Source organism: Terriglobia bacterium, from assembly GCA_020073085.1.
GTDB lineage: Bacteria > Acidobacteriota > Terriglobia > JAIQFV01 > JAIQFV01 > JAIQFV01.
In genome coordinates this window covers 1-16,692 of sequence record JAIQFV010000039.1, presented here as the reverse complement: position 1 = coordinate 16,692, position 16,692 = coordinate 1, and the positions used below count along the sequence as shown (strand labels likewise).

Below are 16,692 nucleotides of genomic sequence, written 5' to 3'. Positions count from 1 at the left end.
TCCACCTTGAATGAGATCTAGGATGACGAACACCGTTACTATTCTTTTCCTGCGTGCAAGCCCGTTCCTAGGGAGCCCGGAGAAGTTGATACTGAGCCACCTGAAATACATTGCGGCCCATGACTGCAAATATGTCGTGGGTGCCTTTAATGAACAGAAGGATGGGGGAAATGACTTCCTTCAGGCGCTTTCTCATTGCGGTATCAGCTGCTACGCGTTGAAGGAGGGTCCGATCTCCTTTTTTTCAACGCTGAGAAAGATCATCCGCATGGTCCACGACCAAAGCATAGAGATTATTTGCACCCAGGACTATAAATCCGATTTTTTTGGCTTGCTTGCGGGGCGGTTGTTGAAAATACCCATTGTGGCTGTCTTTCATGGGCGGACATCGGAGAGCGCCAGAATGCGTTTATACGAATCAATGGATAATCTCTTCTTGAGATGCTTCGACAGGGTCATTGCGGTCTCACGCGAGAGCGGAAAGAAATTGGCAAGGATCGGTGTGAAGCCGCACCGGATGAGGGTTATACCGAACGGAATCGATGTGGAACTCTGTACTAATGAGGTATTCAGTGACGTCCGGCGGGAGTTTTCAATGGATGAATCCGATCCCCTGGTGGTCTTTGCTGGAAGGTTGAGCAAAGAGAAAGGGTTGGACGTCTTAATGGACGCTGCCGCGAGCGTAGTCGAGTCGTTCCCAAATGCCAGGTTTATGATCCTGGGGGATGGTCGGGAAGCGCCCTTCCTCCGGGCCCGCTCACGTGAACTTGGCTTGGAGAGAAATGTCATTTTTCCCGGATTCAGGAGGGATATCCAGGCCTTCTATTCCCAAATGGATTTGTGTGTCCTCCCTTCGTTCACTGAGGGAATGCCACTTGTCATTCTTGAAGCCTTCATCCACAAGAAGCCGGTTGTGGCTACGAGCGTGGGGGGGGTCCCCGAGCTAGTCGAACAAGGTGTCAGCGGCTATTTGGTTGAGCCCGGGGATGCGAGGGCCCTGGCAGAACGGATAATCGATCTAATGAGGGATCCGCAAAAGGCTAGACAGATGGGAATGGCGGGGTACAAGCGAGTCCGCACGGAATTCGGCGTGGATCGGCAGGTGAAGGAATATACAGAGACGTTTCGAGAGCTCGCCAGAAGAGGTGCCAGGCGAACTCTTAGTGCAAACTCATGAGCCAGTGGATATGGATCAGTTGGGAAAAACACCGGAGAACGCAGGGTCTGGCCGCAGATCTGGGGATAAGACTTTTTGAAAAATCGATCGATCTGCCCCGATGGATCAAGCACCCGTATTTATTGCTGTGGACACTTCAGGTTCTCATTCGAAATAGGCCGAGGGGGCTTGTCGTCCAGAATCCATCGATCGTTCTTTCGGCGTGGGCAGTGTTATTGAAGAGGGTATTTCGGTATGTCCTGGTTGTGGATGCTCACAATGAAGGATTGGCTCCCTTCCTCTCGAGATCGAGTTGGCTGCACTTTATGTGCCGATTCATTCAGAGGAAGGCTGACCTTACGGTTGTGACGAACCCTGGCTTGGCAGAGCACGTCAAACAAGAAGGGGGAACCCCGTTTGTTCTGGAAGATAAACTACCTGCCTTTCCCGAGGGGAAGCGGATGGATTTGGAGGGGAAGGTCAATATTGTATGCATTTCAACCTTTGCAAAGGACGAGCCCTACCGGGAGATCATCGAAGCCGCGAGGAGATTGATCGGTCATTGCCATGTTTATGTGACTGGGAGTCCCAGGAAGGTCTCAGGTATTAAGACCGACCGCTTACCTTCGAATTTGATCTTGACAGGGTACTTATCGAACGGCGATTACATCATGCTACTCAGGAGTGCTGACATCATCCTGGACCTGACTTATATGGATGATTGCCTTGTGTGTGGCGCCTATGAAGCGGTATCGTTGGAGAAGCCAGTCATCTTGACCGACACGGTTGCACTCCGGAAATATTTCCATCGGGGAACGGTGTTTACAGAGAATACTGCACAAGAGATTTCTGAGGCCGTAAGGCTGGCGATTTCGCAGTTGCCCAGCCTCAGGGAAGATGTCAAGGTTCTTAAGAAAGGATTGGAGATTGAGTGGGCCGGTCGGAGGAATGAGCTTGTTTCGCGTTTAAGCAGCATGGTTCATTAGTCTGGAATTTTCGTGACGGCAACCATTTTAAGCCTATGTGCGGAATCGTAGGATGTTACCAATTTGATCAACAGAAAAGGGCCGATCCTGCCCTTCTTTTAAAGATGTGCGACAGGCTCAGACATCGGGGTCCAGACGACCAGGGACAATACGCCTGGCAAAATGCCGGGCTGGGGGCAAGGAGGTTGAGCATCATCGGAGTTGAAACAGGACACCAGCCCATCCCGAACGAGGACAAGTCACTGTGGGTTGTTCAGAATGGAGAGATTTATAACTACCTTGAAATCAAAGATGAGCTGATCAAGAAAGGGCACAAATTCACCACCACCTCAGACACGGAGTGCATTGTCCACCTCTACGAGGAGTTTGGTGAAGACTGCGTGAGCCATTTGAGGGGAATGTTTGCCTTTGCCATACTGAACCAGAGAGACAACAGCTTGTTCATTGCCCGCGACAGATTGGGCATTAAGCCTCTCTTCTATTCCGTGCAAGGAAACAGGATGCTCTTCGCCTCCGAGATGAAGGCTCTTCTCGAGGACGAGACTCTATCGCGGGAGATTGATTTTTCAGCTTTGGATGCCTACTTCACGTACGCCTACATTCCCTCTCCATTGACCATATTCAAAGGCATCAGGAAGCTCGACGCGGGCCACTCGATTCGATGCGATTCGAGCGGGGTCAAAATCGAGAAGTACTGGGATTTTGAGTTCCGTCCCGACTTGAAGAAGAGCGAAGCGGACTTCACCCATGAGTTCATTCATCTGTTTGATGAAACGGTCAAATCCCACCTGATGAGTGAAGTGCCGCTGGGCGTTTTTCTGAGCGGTGGAGTGGATTCCGGGATGGTGGTCGCCTCGATGGCGCGCAGCAGCGACGCTCCAGTCCGCGCTTTCACGATGGGATTTGGCGGCCGGATTGGCGGCTATCTGGACGAGCGCGCGTATGCCAAGCAGGTTGCCGGAAGATACGGGGTTGAATACCACGAATTTGAGGTCCAGCCTCACTTGGAGGAAATCATTGACTTCATCGTCGAGTCGTTTGACGAGCCGTTTGCCGATGACTCCGTCATTCCCACTTATTACATCTGCAAGTTGGCGAGACAACATGTGACGGTGGCATTGACCGGGTTGGGAGGGGATGAGCTGTTCGGGGGCTATGAGCGGTACCTGGGGCTGGCATTGAGCAATCATTATCAGCGGATTCCATCGATGCTGAGGCGCGGGATTGTCCAGCCTATTGTCGGTATGTTGCCAGAACAGCCAAGTGGGCACTACCGGATCAATCACCTGAAACGATTCGTCCGTTCGGCCGACAGGAATCCTGCGGACCGGTACGGGGGATACCTCTCCGTCCTGGATGAAAAGGGAAGAGGAGAGTTTTATTCCGAAGAGGTGTTGAAACAATTGCGACCGGCAGAGACCGAAGGTTTGGCCACCCAGTATTTTACCTCATTGAACGCCCGGGATCTGCTGGATCGGGCCATGTACCAGGATTTGAAAATGTATCTTCCGGACGATATCCTGGCCCTCTCTGACCGTCTGAGCATGCACCATTCCCTGGAGCTGAGGGTTCCTTTCGTGGACCACAAGCTGGTCGAATTCTGTGTCACGATCCCCTCCGGCATGAAGGTCCGTGGACTCAAGAAGAAGTATCTCCTGAAGAAAATGGCCAGGGAATTTTTGCCCCCGGAGGTGATCAATCATAGAAAACAAGGATTCGCCTCGCCCATGGCATCGTGGCTGAAAAGTGATCTGAAAGAGTATGCGGAAGAACTGCTCTCTCATGACAACTTGCGCAAGCACGGGCTGTTCAAACCTGACTTTGCAAAGAAGGTCCTCCACGAGCACTTCGGAGGGCGGGAATTGAACGACAAGCTCATCTTTTCGCTGATGATCTTTCAGAAATGGTACGAGAGGTATTGCCAGAATTGAGTGCGGTTGAAGGAATGACGGCGGGTCGTGGCATTGCCCTTACACGACGTGGTGGACGTGTTTCAGGCTTCAATTCACTTAATCGTGCTTCGCGTAATTTCTGATTTTCGGGTTGCCCGGGAGGATTAAGTTCCAGGCTCCTCTATTGCACTGTCAGGTGGGCGGGGGTTTGCACCCCTGCGGTGGACGTCAGTTGAAATCCACTGGGATTCACGGTGTTGCTGGAATCAAAAACATACAAATACTTGCCCGCCAAGGAAGCCAGCCCTCCCTGGTTTAAGGTGACCGTTATCGAACCGGGACCCCAGGCTGTCGGCAATTGAATTGTCGGGTCCGTGCAAGTCGCATAGGTGGGTGCGCTGCACACCATCACCCGGGCCCATGTCATGTCGCCATAGATATCTTTTGCCCATACCCTGTTGTTGTTTGACCAGGCAGGATTCCAGGGATCAGCGACCATGTTTTCGTTTTCCATCAGAAAAACGTAATTGCGAACTAGCGGTTTACTCCCAGTAGCAGAGGAACAGGTATTAAAGCCCGAGACGTTACATTTGAGCGCACCGTCTCTTCTGAAACTAAATTGACCTCCCCCAGAGCCGCAGGCAGTCCCTCCTCTGAGAAAATACTCTTCAGCATGCCAATTGGTGTCTGAGAGTGCCATATTTGGATTGAAATCTCCGGTGCAGTACCCACCCACGGTTTGCTCCAACTCAACAATGAACGCCCCTTCGTAGTTGTGTGCTCCCGCGTCGGGAGTGGCATTTCCACCCTTCCCGTTATCGGCCCAGATTCGAAAGTCTTTCTGGTTTTGACTTGATTGACTGGCTGTAAAGTTTGCCATCTGGCGACGATAGGTATAAACGAAAGATGATCCTGCTGTCGCTACCCACGTATCGGTGAGTTCAAGTCCCCATGCCAGCGAATTTCCATCGGGTGCTACTCCCGTACTGGCTTTGCACGTTCCACCGTTATCGCTGGACCATGCCATGTTTTCAACCGAATTCCAAGCCCTGGCAATACTAGGTCCATCGGGATTCAGGCTGGTCCTGCAACTCGCATAGACTTTGGGGGCCGCGGGACTCTTGGCGCCGAAGTTGACACCCGTAATCGTCAGTGTCGCTCCATCCGCCGGACTGCCAGACACAGAATCAATCCTCGGCTGGGCGAGCGTCAGACTGCAAGCCGATACAAGGCTGATGAATAATCCGGTCACATGCTTGAATCTCAGCAATGGCATTGGAGTCCTCACCTCATTGTTATCGAACGTCTCGAATCAGGGACTCGTTCGAGTGCGTTCGATCCCCGATGAATATAGCATCAACGATTTCAAATGCAACCATGACGCGCTGATCAGCTTAATGGCCTAATGGAAATCGATGAGTGACCCGCGTCACAGGTTCCCTGAAATTTCTAGGTTGGCGGAGGGCATCCACTCCCCGGGACCTTTCATGCCCCGGGATGCCCTCCTGGCTTGCATGCAGAATTCCTGATGGCTTTATTACTGCCTGGAGCAAATGAATATACCTGATGGACGATGAATTTCAAATCGCAATGCCCCACTCACGCAAGAGAGATGATTGAATTGGTACCCTTGATAATCGCATCTTTGTTCATCGCGTGGGCTGAAGGAGTCTGACCGGGCAAAACTGGGATCCCTGAGGATAAAACACACCGACCCTTTCCGAGTCTCAACGAGAATTGCATTTTTTGCGCCAAACCAACGATTTTAGTAAATCATGTTTTATCAACCCGATGTGGAACCTTCAAATTGCAGTTGAGTAATCACCGGGAGTGAAAGGGGAAGAATTCCCTGATTCTTGCGACGGTGAACATGATCCTGTGCTGGTTGGTATGGGCGGTTGCCGAGGGCCTACCCTGCCGGCAATTCTTAGTGCTGGACCTGCTCGTTGATCTGTCAAAAAATTGCAAAGATTCTGGGGTAGGCTGGGAAAGAAAAAAGCACCTGCAGATTCAAGGGAATCCTGGGGGGAAGACACCCCTGAGATTCTCTTATACCGGTTCATGAGCACAGACGAACTCAACCGATGTTATGATGACGCAGCCATTCGTGGCAGGTGAGCTCGGAAGTGCGGGAGACACGACTGGAATCCTTGAAGATAGAAATAAGGGGGATTGGATGTTCTTAAAGGGTATGAGAAGTTCAGCTATCGTTCTTATAGGAACGCTCGGATTTGCTTTCCCAGTGCTTGCGGGACCTGGAATCACCCATGTTGCTGGGACTGCGGCGCCCGGGGTGACGCTTCGTATCACGGGAGATGGGTTTGGGACGAAGGAGCCGGCAAAGCCCTATGTTTGGGCCGATTTTTCAAAAGACATCAATCCCAGCCCCTTGGGTATCAAGACGCGATGGGACTTGGTCCAAAATCTAGTGTGGTCCCCGGATGACGGCGGAACAGCCAAGTCCAATAGTGGAAAGTGGGCGAGTTGGACATTGCGGGCCGATTTCAAGTACTGGACCGATGACGGCAGAAGGATCTACCTCTACAGGCGAACCAGGATGAACTTTGTAATTACAAACGTCACCCAAAGCTGGGTTACCTGGATGATGTGGGCCGATATGCAAGCCCCAGCATTTGCGGTCGGCGCCAGCAATGGGGGAGTAGGCACGATGGGCCTGACCCCGGACGCCCCCACCGGTTTCTGGTGCAATGAACGGAATCCGACTACAAGGATCCCCGATACCAAGTGGCATACTGAAGAGTTCATTTTTAAGTCCTCTTCAAAACCCGGCCTTTTCGATGGCTCGCTCGATATCCGGATGGATGGCGGGTCCAGATGCAGCGGAAGCGTAATGACTCGAGACGGGTACAACCCCGGATTGATGAATAACAACTTCGTGGTCCACATGGTTGGGAATAATATTGAGGGGTGGATCCCTCCCTGGGACTCGAACAATATGGGCTGGTCCGACGACGTGTACGCGGACACGACCTGGGCAAGGGTCATGGTGGGGAATGCCCCGAGATATCATGCGTGCACACAGTTAGCCCCCCAGACCCCCACCGCCTGGTCCGATACGTCGATCACAGTGGTTGTGAACAAAGGCCCGCTCAACGACCTGTGCAGTTCCTACCTGTATGTGGTCGATGAGAAGGGCGAGGTGAATAAAGACGGCTATCCGCTGGCTTCCAATTGTGCGGCGATCAGAAGCCCCGGAAAGTAAGGGGGCTGGCATCTAACGTCAGGGACAGACACCTTCTCCCAAACAAATTCGCGAGAATGAGACCAAGACAGGTGTCTGTCCCTTTTTTTCGGTTTGGATGAGGGACAGACACCTGGATTGAGGAAACCTTCGAACGGGTGGAGCGAGAAGGTGTCAGTCCCACTGTTTTTAACGAAATCTCTCCTTGCTTTGTCGGCGTACAAGGTCTAACATATTGGTCATCACAAGGTTAGGATTGAGAGCAACACGGTACCCTTTGGGGGAGGCATCTCAAATCCTTTCGTAAACGATTTACTTCCTTAGGTTTTCCTTTGAGCCTTCTTCGGGTCAGTTTTCGGATTGTCGATTCACTGTCTTGATCCGGTAGTGACCCGCGATAAATTCATTTCACAACAGCCCGTCGATCAACGAAGTATCTGTGCGCGATCCCGATTCTCTTTAACCCCGCTGTCGTAAGGGGATGTTGACTCCGATATTTTTTTATCATGTTCCGACCTCAAGGAGGATTCACCTATGAATATGAAGCGCTTTTTGATCGCCGCATTAGTGGTTTTCGTCATTCTTGTGGCCTACGAGATTGTTGTTCACGGTGTGATTCTGTCGAATATGTACAAACCCTACGTGCCCGGCCCGCAACTTCAAAGAGGCACCCCGATGCTGTTTCTCTCGCCAGATGGCGCCGGGCGTGCCTTTCCGTTCCTGTTCCGTGTTGCGATTTTTGCGGCGGAGCTCCTGTTTGCGTTCTTCTTCACTTATATTTTCACCCGGGGAGTGGAAGGAAAGGGCTGGCTGGGTGAAGGCATTCGTTACGGGGTACTGGTCTGGGGGTTGGCCATCCTTCCCCTGAATGTGGGAATGTACAGCTGGTCGCAGATGCCCGGCAAGATTCTGATGTGGTGGATTATATTCGGCCTCATCGAGTGCCTCATCCTGGGATGCGTTTGCGCCGCCCTCTATAACTTCAAGAAAGAAGCGGTAGCGGCGGGGTAGGATAGGGATTAGGTGATAGGTGATAGCGATTAGGTGATAGGTAATAGGAGATAGAGGAAATTTAGGTATCGGGTTTCAGGTGCCAGGTGTCAGGGAAACGGTCGACCTCTGGATTGAGCCTTGAAGGCGATAATTCATCCAGGTTTCGCACTTTCTTCTCATCTTGCGCTTCTTGCGCAGCGGTCTGATCTTTGTTTCAACTGTTCGTTGAACAAGACAGCCGCTGCGCTTTTAGGTTCGCCTTGCAAAGGAGCGCGCTCCCAGGGTCCTCAGAGGGTGTTTATGAGTGTCCGCTGTCGGGTTCAGGTTCACGCGGTTAGTGTCTCGCCTCCGTGTTAAGTTTCTTTGAATTAACCCTTTCAGAATTCGGGGATTTTTTCCCGCTTCAGAGGACCTGTCAGTAATCCCTCTCTGCGAATTTGAGTTCCTCCTCTTCATTATCAAGCGGTTACTTTTTATTCTATTTTTGGAATGGGGATTGCCAAGCAAAAGGACGGGTGTGGTGTGAGTAGAAACAAAGATCGCTTTGCACCGTGCCCACTCTGTTGCTGGCCTCGTCGGCGAGAGTAGGGAAGCATAAAGGAATTATTCTTAGGGTAGTTACTTGTCCCGCCAGACCAGTAGTAACGCTAGTCTAGAGAGCTTCTTCATTTCGGGAGTGACATCTTTTGGTCAGTCATTCCCATGGCCATCGCGGTTGAGTTCCTTTTAATCGGCAGGTTTGTTTTCAAATCGTGTGAATCTGTCGATCTTCAGTCATTCCATTTGATCGTTTGAATACTTCGAGTGTGCGGCGACAGCTTTATGGCTAAGGGTCCCATGGATTGTTCGCTCTGACCTTGGACCTAATCCCTGTCTTTTTCGGCCGGCACACCATCCACTCCGCGTGGATCTCTGCGTTTCTTTGCAGGCATGTGGTCGTCAATCGAGCTTGTGAGGTTTTCGATATGAATTGCCGCAGGATGCATGAGGGCAACGTTCGAAGGATCGTTCGAATTGTGATTGGGTGGACGAGGACGTCTGCCTCACAACGGATGCATGAGGGCGCCCTGGTTTCCCTTGTGAGCAGGTCCCGAAACAGATTTCAGGGGCTCGTTGCCGTTGGGACTGTTCTCTTTCTCCTTGCAGTGTCCAGCACGGCCCTCCTTGCGCAGACCGCGACGCTGACATGGAGTCCAAACACGGATGCCGTAGCCGGATATAAGGTTTACTTCGGGACCGCCTCCCGAACCTACGGGACGCCCGTCGATGTGGGCAATGTGACCACGTTTACGATGACGGGCCTGGCACCGGGGACCTACTACTTTGCCTTGACGGCCTACAACAGCGCCCGGGTCGAAAGCGGGCTCTCCAACGAAGTGGCCAAACTGGTCGCGGCCACCCCCCCTGCCGGCCATTGCGATGTCAATTCAGACGGGATTGTCAACGCACTCGACATTCAAATGCTCATCAATGCCATCCTCTCCAGCACCACCCTTTCCAACGCCGATATGAATCGCGATGGCAAGGTGGACGTGCTGGACCTGCAAACCCTTAATAACGTCATCCTTGGCTCGGGGACCTGTCCACCATGAGAAGGATAATTCAGCGCAGCTATTCATCTATACCCAAATTCTGGGTAAGCGGTCGCGTCTCCCTGGTTTTTACAGCCATTTTGATGTTGGGGATGCTATGTCCCACACTGGGTTTGGCGCAACAGGTGACGGTGGGGACGGCCACGGGCGCGGCGGGCGCGACCGTGGCCCTCACCGTCACCTTCACGGCGGGAGGTGCGCCAGGGGTCAGCACTCTACAGTTTGATTTGACCCTGCCGTCGGCACTGTCCTGCGCCGTGGTGTCGGGAATGACGTGTTCCTCCGTCGCAGCAGGCTCCGCGGCCACGGCTGCCGGAAAATCCGTTTCCGGGAGCGTGATTCCGGGGGGCGTGCGGGTGATTATTTTCGGGTTGAACCAGACCACGATCGGGACGGGTGCGGTGGCCGTCGTGAGTTTGAACATCGCAGGAGGGACCCCGCCGGGGACCCTGCCAGTCGGGATCTCGAATATTACGGCTTCGGATCCCACGGGGACGATTAGTATCCCGACAACAGGAATTGGCGGGTCGGTCACGGTCTCGGTTCCAGCCGATACCACTCCTCCCTCGATCCCCACAGGTTTGACGGCCACGGCCGTCAGTTCGTCTCAGATCAACCTTGCCTGGACCGCCTCGACCGACAATGTCGGGGTGACGGGCTACAAGATCTTCCGGAATGGGGCGCAGATCGGCACCTCGACCGCGACCTCGTTCCAAAACACAGGGCTCGCGGCTTCGACCACTTTCAGTTACACGGTCTCTGCCTTTGACGCGGCCGGAAATAATTCAGGGCAATCGACTGCAGCGTCGGCAACGACTCAGGCGCCCCCGGATACACAGGCTCCCTCCGTGCCCACAGGTTTGACGGCCACGGCCGTCAGTTCTTCTCAGATCAACCTTGCCTGGACCGCCTCGACCGACAATGTCGGGGTTACGGGCTACAAGATCTTCCGGAATGGGACGCAGATCGGCACCTCGACCGCGACCTCGTTCCAGAACACGGGGCTTGCGGCCTCGACGACTTTCAGTTACACGGTCTCTGCCTTTGACGCGGCGGGAAACAACTCGGTCCAATCGACCGCGGCGTCGGCGACCACGCAGTCCACTCCGGATACACAAGCTCCCTCGGTACCCACGGGGTTGACGGCTACAGCGGTGAGCTCGGCTCAGATCAACCTTGCCTGGACCGCCTCCACCGACAATGTCGGGGTGACCGGCTACAAGATCTTCCGGAATGGGGTGCAGATCGGCACCTCGACCACGACCTCGTTCCAGAACACAGGGCTCGCGGCTTCGACAACTTTCAGCTACACGGTTTCAGCCTTTGACGCGGCGGGAAACAACTCAGCCCCATCGACCTCGGCGTCGGCGACGACGCAATCGACCCCGGATACACAAGCTCCCTCCGTACCCACGGGGTTGACGGCGACAGCGGTCATCGCCTCCCAGATCAATCTTGCCTGGACCGCCTCGACCGACAATGTCGGGGTGACCGGCTACAAGATTTTCCGCAATGGGACGCAGGTGGGCACCTCGGCCGTGACCACGTTCCAGGACCTGGGTCTGGCGGCGTCGACGACCTTCAGCTACACCGTTTCAGCTTTCGATTCAGCAGGAAACAACTCGGCGCCCTCGTCGGCAGCATCGGCGACGACCCAGGCGACCACAGACACCACGCCCCCCTCAATGCCGACAAACCTGACGGCCACCGCGGTCAGTTCGAGCCAGATCAACCTCTCCTGGACCGCTTCGACGGACAATGTCGCGGTGACGGGCTACAAGGTCTTCCGTAATGGAACGCAGATCGCCAGCTCACCCATGGCATCGTTCCAGGATACGGGCCTCGCCGCTTCGACCACTTTCAGTTATACGGTTTCCGCCTTTGATGCGGGTGGAAACAACTCCACGATGTCGGCAGCGGCTTCAGCGACCACGCAGGCAGGGACCCCCTCCACACCCCTGTCGATTTCGTCAGTTGCCACCGGTTCCGTCACTGCTACCAGCGCGACTGTCGAATGGACAACCAATGCCCCCTCGAATTCACAGGTGGAGTTTGGCACCACGACTGCCTACGGAAGTTCAACGCCTGTGGATGCGAGTCCCGTCACGGCGCATTCAGAGACGGTGAATAACCTGACTCCCAACACGCTTTACCACTATCGCGTGCATTCTCAGGATTCATCGGGCAATCAGGCCGTGTCGGCGGATTTCATCTTCACCACGGACACCGAGACCGGTACGAGCCAAACCTGCGCGACGGGGACTGGGCTCTGTTTTGAGGCCACGTTGCCGACGGCCGGAGGGATGTCACGGGTGTCGTCGGGCCAGGGGACTCTCTCGGTTCTTTATGGGGCGGTGAACGCCTCGGCAGTGTCCGAGCCGGTGGCCCTGGCGAATTTCGGGCTGACGCAGAATGGGGTTCTGGTAACGGAGGTGGGAGTGCCGGCCAGTGCGCCTTTCACTTCGACCCGCTTGTTTGTCGATTTCGGCGGCCCCGGCGTGGACAGCGGAGTATCGCTGGTCAACCCGAATGGCACACCCATCATGGTAAATGCCGAATTGCGGAACCCGCGCGGGGAGTTTGTGGCGTCGACGAGCGTTCTGGTCGCGGCGAAAGGACACACGGCGCAGTTTGTGAGCCAGATGATTGCGAACATGCCGAATCCGTTCCTGGGGACGTTGACGTTGTCGAGCGCGAGCCCGTTTGCGGCGGTGAACCTGCGGCTGGCGGCCAATGGCCACGGCGAGACACTGTTCAGCGCGCTGCCTCTGGCGGATCTGAGCCGGGCATCGGGGGCCATGCGATTGATCTTCCCACAGGTGGTGGATGGCGGCGGGTTGCCGACGCAGATCCTGCTGATGAACCCGTCCGTGAATACCACCAGTACAGGATTCATATCGTTCTTTGACGATGAGGGGAATGCCCTGGCCCTGGACTTCGGGCCCGCCACCGGCGTGCAGAGCTCGCTGAATTACTCGCTGGGACCGAACGGGATGGTGAAGTTCTCGACAACGGGCCTGGGCGCCTTGCGGGTGGGCTACGCAGTGGTCACGCCGCTGTCGGGGTTTGCCCCCGTAGGAAGCGGCATCTTCTCGATCAACGGGGATGCCGGGTTGACCTCCCAGGCGGGGGTGCCGAACGCGTCGGAGACCACAGGTTCGCGGATGTTTGTGGAGCGGTCGGCAAATCCGCTCCCGCGGGATACCGGGGTGGCGATCGTGAACCGCAACGGCGCGGAGACCCAGGTGACCCTGACGTTGGTGGGGGTGGATGGAACTACGCAATCGGGGAGCCTGACGGTGCCGCCGAACGGGCATGTGGCGCGATTCGTGTCGGAACTGTTCCCAGGGTTGCCGGCAGAGTACCAGGGGGTGCTGACGATGACCAGCCCGGTGCCGGTGGCCGCGATGACGCTGCGACAGACCTTCAACCAGCGGAGCGAGCCGATCTACTCGACACTGCCGGTGGCGGATCTCACACACCCGCCCTTGGGGCCGATGTTCATTCCTCAGATCGCCGACGGAGGAGGGTACCAGACCCAACTCATCCTGATCAACACGTCCAACAGCCTCGGGACCGTGGAAATTGATTTCTTCAACGATCAGGGGGTGCCAGTAAGCTCGCCGTTGAAATAGGATGTGAGATTGTTAGAATTGAACCGCGGGGCGCAAGAAGTTTTGGACGCAGACCAACGCGGAGTAACGCACGGGTGCCGCAGGTATGCGCTTTTGGCATGCCTGCGCTTGACCTCCATTATCTTCAGAACCCCCATTGAGACTTCACGCGTCTCTTCTCGCCTCAAATCCGCACCACTTGTCCTTACTATGTCCCCTGACCGGGGCTCCATGAAATCCCAGGAAGACTTGGAACTGCAGAAATCCGGGTGACGGGTGCCGCGGGGCCTATCTTTTTGGGACACGGATTAACACTGACGAACACAGAAACCGGGTGCCGCGGGGGTGCCGCAGGCCTGCAAAACTCCGACCGGGGTGCCGCAGGCATGCGTTGTTGGCATGCCTGCGCCCGACCTCCCGTTGTGCCTGACTCATCACTGAGCCCTCGCGCGCCCTCCATCGCAGGCCTGCAAAACTCCCACCGGGGTGCCGCGGGCATGCGTTGTTGGCATGCCTGCGCTTAGTCTGCCGTCCTGGCTAACGCCTCACCGAGACTTCGCGCGCCTTCCATCGCAGGCATGCAAAACTCCCACCGGGGTGCCGCGGGCATGCGTTGTTGGCATGCCTGCGCCTGCTCTCCCGTTGTGCCTGACCCGTCACCGAGCTCTCGCGCGCCCTCCCATCGCAGGCCTGCAAAACTCCGACCGGGGTGCCGCGGGCATGCGTTGTTGGCATGCCTGCGCCTGTTCTCCCGTTGTGCCTGACCCGTCACTGAGACCTCGCGCGCCCTCCCATCGCAGGCCTGCAAAACTCCTGCTTGTGACAACGGAAAAGTGTACCACCGTGATCGAGCAAAAATGTACCACCCCCCAGGGGTTTTAATTAAAGGAATGTCATGAATCAAGTGGGGCCGGGGGCCCCCACTTGATTCATCTCCTTATTCGGCCCAGCAGGGCCGGAAGTGGCAGCCACTTCGCGACTTACAGACTTTTTCGATTTCTGTTTTTTGCTCAGACTCTCCGCAAAACGGTGACTTTCCCAATCAAACTCATGAATGGTGCTGTGATGGGTCAAGCGATCCAGCAGGGCGGCCGTCAGGGCGGCGTCCCCAAAGACCGTGGTCCACTGGGCAAAGGGCAGGTTCGAGGTCACCAGCATCGATCCCTTTTCGTAGCGATTGGAAAAGACCTGGAACAGCAACTGCGCTCCTTCCGGAGAAAACGGGATGTAGCCTACCTCGTCGAGAATCAACAAGTGATACCGCGTCAGTTTTTCCAAAGTGCGTTTCAAGTGGCGTTCCTCGCGAGCCTCCAGCAGCGTATTGACCAGATCCGCTGCAGTCTGAAACAACACCCGGTACCCCCGTCGGCAGGCCTCCACGCCCAGCACCGTCGCGGCGTGGGTTTTGCCTGTCCCGTGCTTGCCGATCAGGATGATGTTTTCCCGTCGCGCGATGTAGTGCCCTTCGGCGTACTCGCGCAACTGCAGGGCTTCGAGCCCCGGCCACTTGGCCAGTTCGGTATTTTCCAGCGTCTTGAGCACTGGAAAGTGGGCCTCGTACAAACGTCGTTCGAGCTGTCGGGCGCGGCGTTGTTCGACTTCCACCGTGGTCAGGTCCAGCAAATAGCTCTCATAACTCTGCGCGGTCTCTCTGGCGGCGCGTCCGCATTCCCGGTACTGGCGCAGCATGGCGGGCAGCTTCAAGCGATGCAGATGATCATCCAAGTCACTCCCGGAATCAGACCGCTCTCCAGAGGTGGATACTGCCAGCCGGGACTGTCTTGGCTGAGGAGCAGATGCTTCACCGCCTCGAAACTGGGGCTGTGCAGTTCCAAGGCTTGACGAACGGCTTCCCGGATCCGTTCTGCGGAGTAGCTTCCATGCAACTGCAGCACTTCCACAAACTCTCGCGTCCCGCGGTTGTCTGCCAGTCGCCGTCGCAACGCGGTAAGCAGCGTTTCGTATTCCGCCGGCCAGTTTACTCTCCATTGTCGGATCGCGCGGGCACTTTCAAACGCTCCGATGCGTTGATGAATCAACGTCAGATAATGCAGGGGATCGATCTGCCATTTACTGTTACCGAACAGTCGGGCATGGTCGGCCACCAGCTTATGATCCGCAAAGAAGCACACCCGGTCGCAGCCCATTTGGGCTTCAACCCATCGTCCCACGTAGGCCGTCGGCACCGAGTAGCGGTTCCGATCGACTTGCGCCGTGCTGTAGCGGCACACCTTCACGGGAAGCAGTTTGTGGTTTTCATAGGGAGTCGGGGGAAGAGCGATCAGTCGGTTGCGCTCCTCCTCGTGCCGTTGTTCAATCGTCCGGCGATCCTCACGGCCTTCAATGGGACGTGTTCCTTGTTCCAGGCATCGCCTGAGCAGCACGGTGTTGAGTTCTTCGAAACTCTCCACTTCCGGGATCGGCACCAGAAAGTTGTGACGACCGAAACCGACCAACCCTTCCACTCCGCCCTTCTCCTGTCCCCGCGCCGGATTACAGAAGCGGGCCTCAAAGCTGTAGTAGCTGCGGAACGAGGTGAAGCGTTGTTGTTCTCGCCGGTCCTTGCCCCGCAGGATCTGGGCCACGGCGGTTTTCAGGTTGTCAAAAACGAGAACCGGGAAGACGCCGCCGTAATAATCGAAGGCGCGCTGGTGACCATCAAAAAACATCTCCTGACGTTCCCAGGGATACGCTCTCAGGAAGGGTTTGCCGCTGAAGCGGGAGCGCATGCAGAACAGCTTGACGGTGATCATCTGGCCCGCCATCCGGACCTGGGCGCTGCCCCAATCGACCTCCGCCTCCCGGGCCACTTCCGCATCCAACGGAATCACGGCCGCCGCTCGACCCTCGCCTCGGCTCGCTTTAAACTCGCGTACCCAGCGCCTCACGGTCGGTTCCGAACCCGAAAACCCATGCTCCGCCACCAGTCGCGCATAGATCCGCCGCGCCGTATGGCGCTGTTTCTTCGGAGCTTGGCGATCCGCTTCCAGCCACCGCTTCACGACTTCCGCAACTGGATCCATTCGCGGCATCGTTACGTCCTTTTGTCTGCGGTACTGCGGTTCCAATCCCCTCAAGACTTTACGAATCGTTGCGCGGTGGTGCTTTGTTTCCTGTGCAATTTGTCGGATGCTCTTGTGATACACCCGATAGGCCGTCCGGATCAGCTCGTATTGATCCATCCCGATCATCCTTCCTCCTCTGCTTGTCGCTATGACTCCTCTTAGTCATAGCAATCTAGCAGAGGTCTGGGGGGG

General features: G+C 55.7%; 11 protein-coding genes. 7 read left to right on the top strand and 4 right to left on the bottom strand.

Going from position 1 to position 16,692, the window contains the following annotated elements; all coding sequences use genetic code 11:
- Positions 1 to 22 precede the first annotated feature (22 nt).
- Genes LAO21_21480 through asnB form a run of 3 tightly spaced genes read left to right on the top strand, consistent with a single transcriptional unit; the run spans position 23 to position 4,073 of the window.
- A complete protein-coding gene (locus LAO21_21480) occupies positions 23 to 1,177 on the top strand; it encodes a glycosyltransferase family 4 protein (GenBank protein ID MBZ5555292.1) in 1,155 nt (384 codons plus the stop codon).
- Positions 1,174 to 2,142: a hypothetical protein gene (locus LAO21_21475; protein ID MBZ5555291.1), complete on the top strand. Its 969-nt coding sequence runs from the start codon at positions 1,174 to 1,176 to the stop codon at positions 2,140 to 2,142. The genes LAO21_21480 and LAO21_21475 overlap by 4 nt, the downstream gene beginning before the upstream one ends.
- Before the next feature lie 35 nt (positions 2,143 to 2,177).
- A complete protein-coding gene (gene asnB / locus LAO21_21470; GenBank protein ID MBZ5555290.1) occupies positions 2,178 to 4,073 on the top strand; it encodes an asparagine synthase (glutamine-hydrolyzing) in 1,896 nt (631 codons plus the stop codon).
- A 142-nt stretch (positions 4,074 to 4,215) separates the two neighbouring features.
- On the opposite strand, the gene LAO21_21465 is transcribed toward asnB, so the two are convergent.
- Positions 4,216 to 5,310, bottom strand: coding sequence for a hypothetical protein (locus LAO21_21465; protein MBZ5555289.1), 1,095 nt, complete (start codon positions 5,308 to 5,310; stop codon positions 4,216 to 4,218).
- A gap of 915 nt (positions 5,311 to 6,225) precedes the next feature.
- Between LAO21_21465 and LAO21_21460 the strand changes: the two genes are divergently transcribed.
- From LAO21_21460 to LAO21_21445, 4 genes are all read left to right on the top strand, one after another.
- On the top strand, positions 6,226 to 7,257 hold the full coding sequence (locus tag LAO21_21460) for a hypothetical protein (protein ID MBZ5555288.1): 1,032 nt from the start codon (positions 6,226 to 6,228) through the stop codon (positions 7,255 to 7,257).
- Positions 7,258 to 7,770: 513 nt separating this feature from the next.
- A complete protein-coding gene (locus LAO21_21455) occupies positions 7,771 to 8,247 on the top strand; it encodes a hypothetical protein (GenBank protein MBZ5555287.1) in 477 nt (158 codons plus the stop codon).
- A gap of 1,274 nt (positions 8,248 to 9,521) precedes the next feature.
- The gene (locus LAO21_21450; protein MBZ5555286.1) at positions 9,522 to 9,821 is read left to right on the top strand and encodes a hypothetical protein; all 300 of its coding nucleotides are present in this window, start codon (positions 9,522 to 9,524) and stop codon (positions 9,819 to 9,821) included.
- A complete protein-coding gene (locus LAO21_21445; GenBank protein MBZ5555285.1) occupies positions 9,818 to 13,456 on the top strand; it encodes a fibronectin type III domain-containing protein in 3,639 nt (1,212 codons plus the stop codon). The genes LAO21_21450 and LAO21_21445 overlap by 4 nt, the downstream gene beginning before the upstream one ends.
- 516 nt (positions 13,457 to 13,972) lie before the next feature.
- Here LAO21_21445 and LAO21_21440 read toward each other — a convergent pair.
- The 3 genes from LAO21_21440 to istA all read right to left on the bottom strand — a co-directional run bounded on the left by LAO21_21440 (position 13,973) and on the right by istA (position 16,626).
- The gene (locus tag LAO21_21440) at positions 13,973 to 14,170 is read right to left on the bottom strand and encodes a hypothetical protein (GenBank protein MBZ5555284.1); all 198 of its coding nucleotides are present in this window, start codon (positions 14,168 to 14,170) and stop codon (positions 13,973 to 13,975) included.
- Positions 14,171 to 14,335: 165 nt separating this feature from the next.
- Positions 14,336 to 15,160 (bottom strand): IS21-like element helper ATPase IstB, encoded by an 825-nt coding sequence (gene istB, locus LAO21_21435; GenBank protein MBZ5555283.1) that lies wholly within the window; start codon positions 15,158 to 15,160, stop codon positions 14,336 to 14,338.
- Complete coding sequence (gene istA / locus LAO21_21430; protein MBZ5555282.1) at positions 15,136 to 16,626, bottom strand: IS21 family transposase; 1,491 nt, start codon at positions 16,624 to 16,626, stop codon at positions 15,136 to 15,138. Before istA ends, istB begins: the two co-directional genes overlap by 25 nt.
- Positions 16,627 to 16,692: the final 66 nt, after the last annotated feature.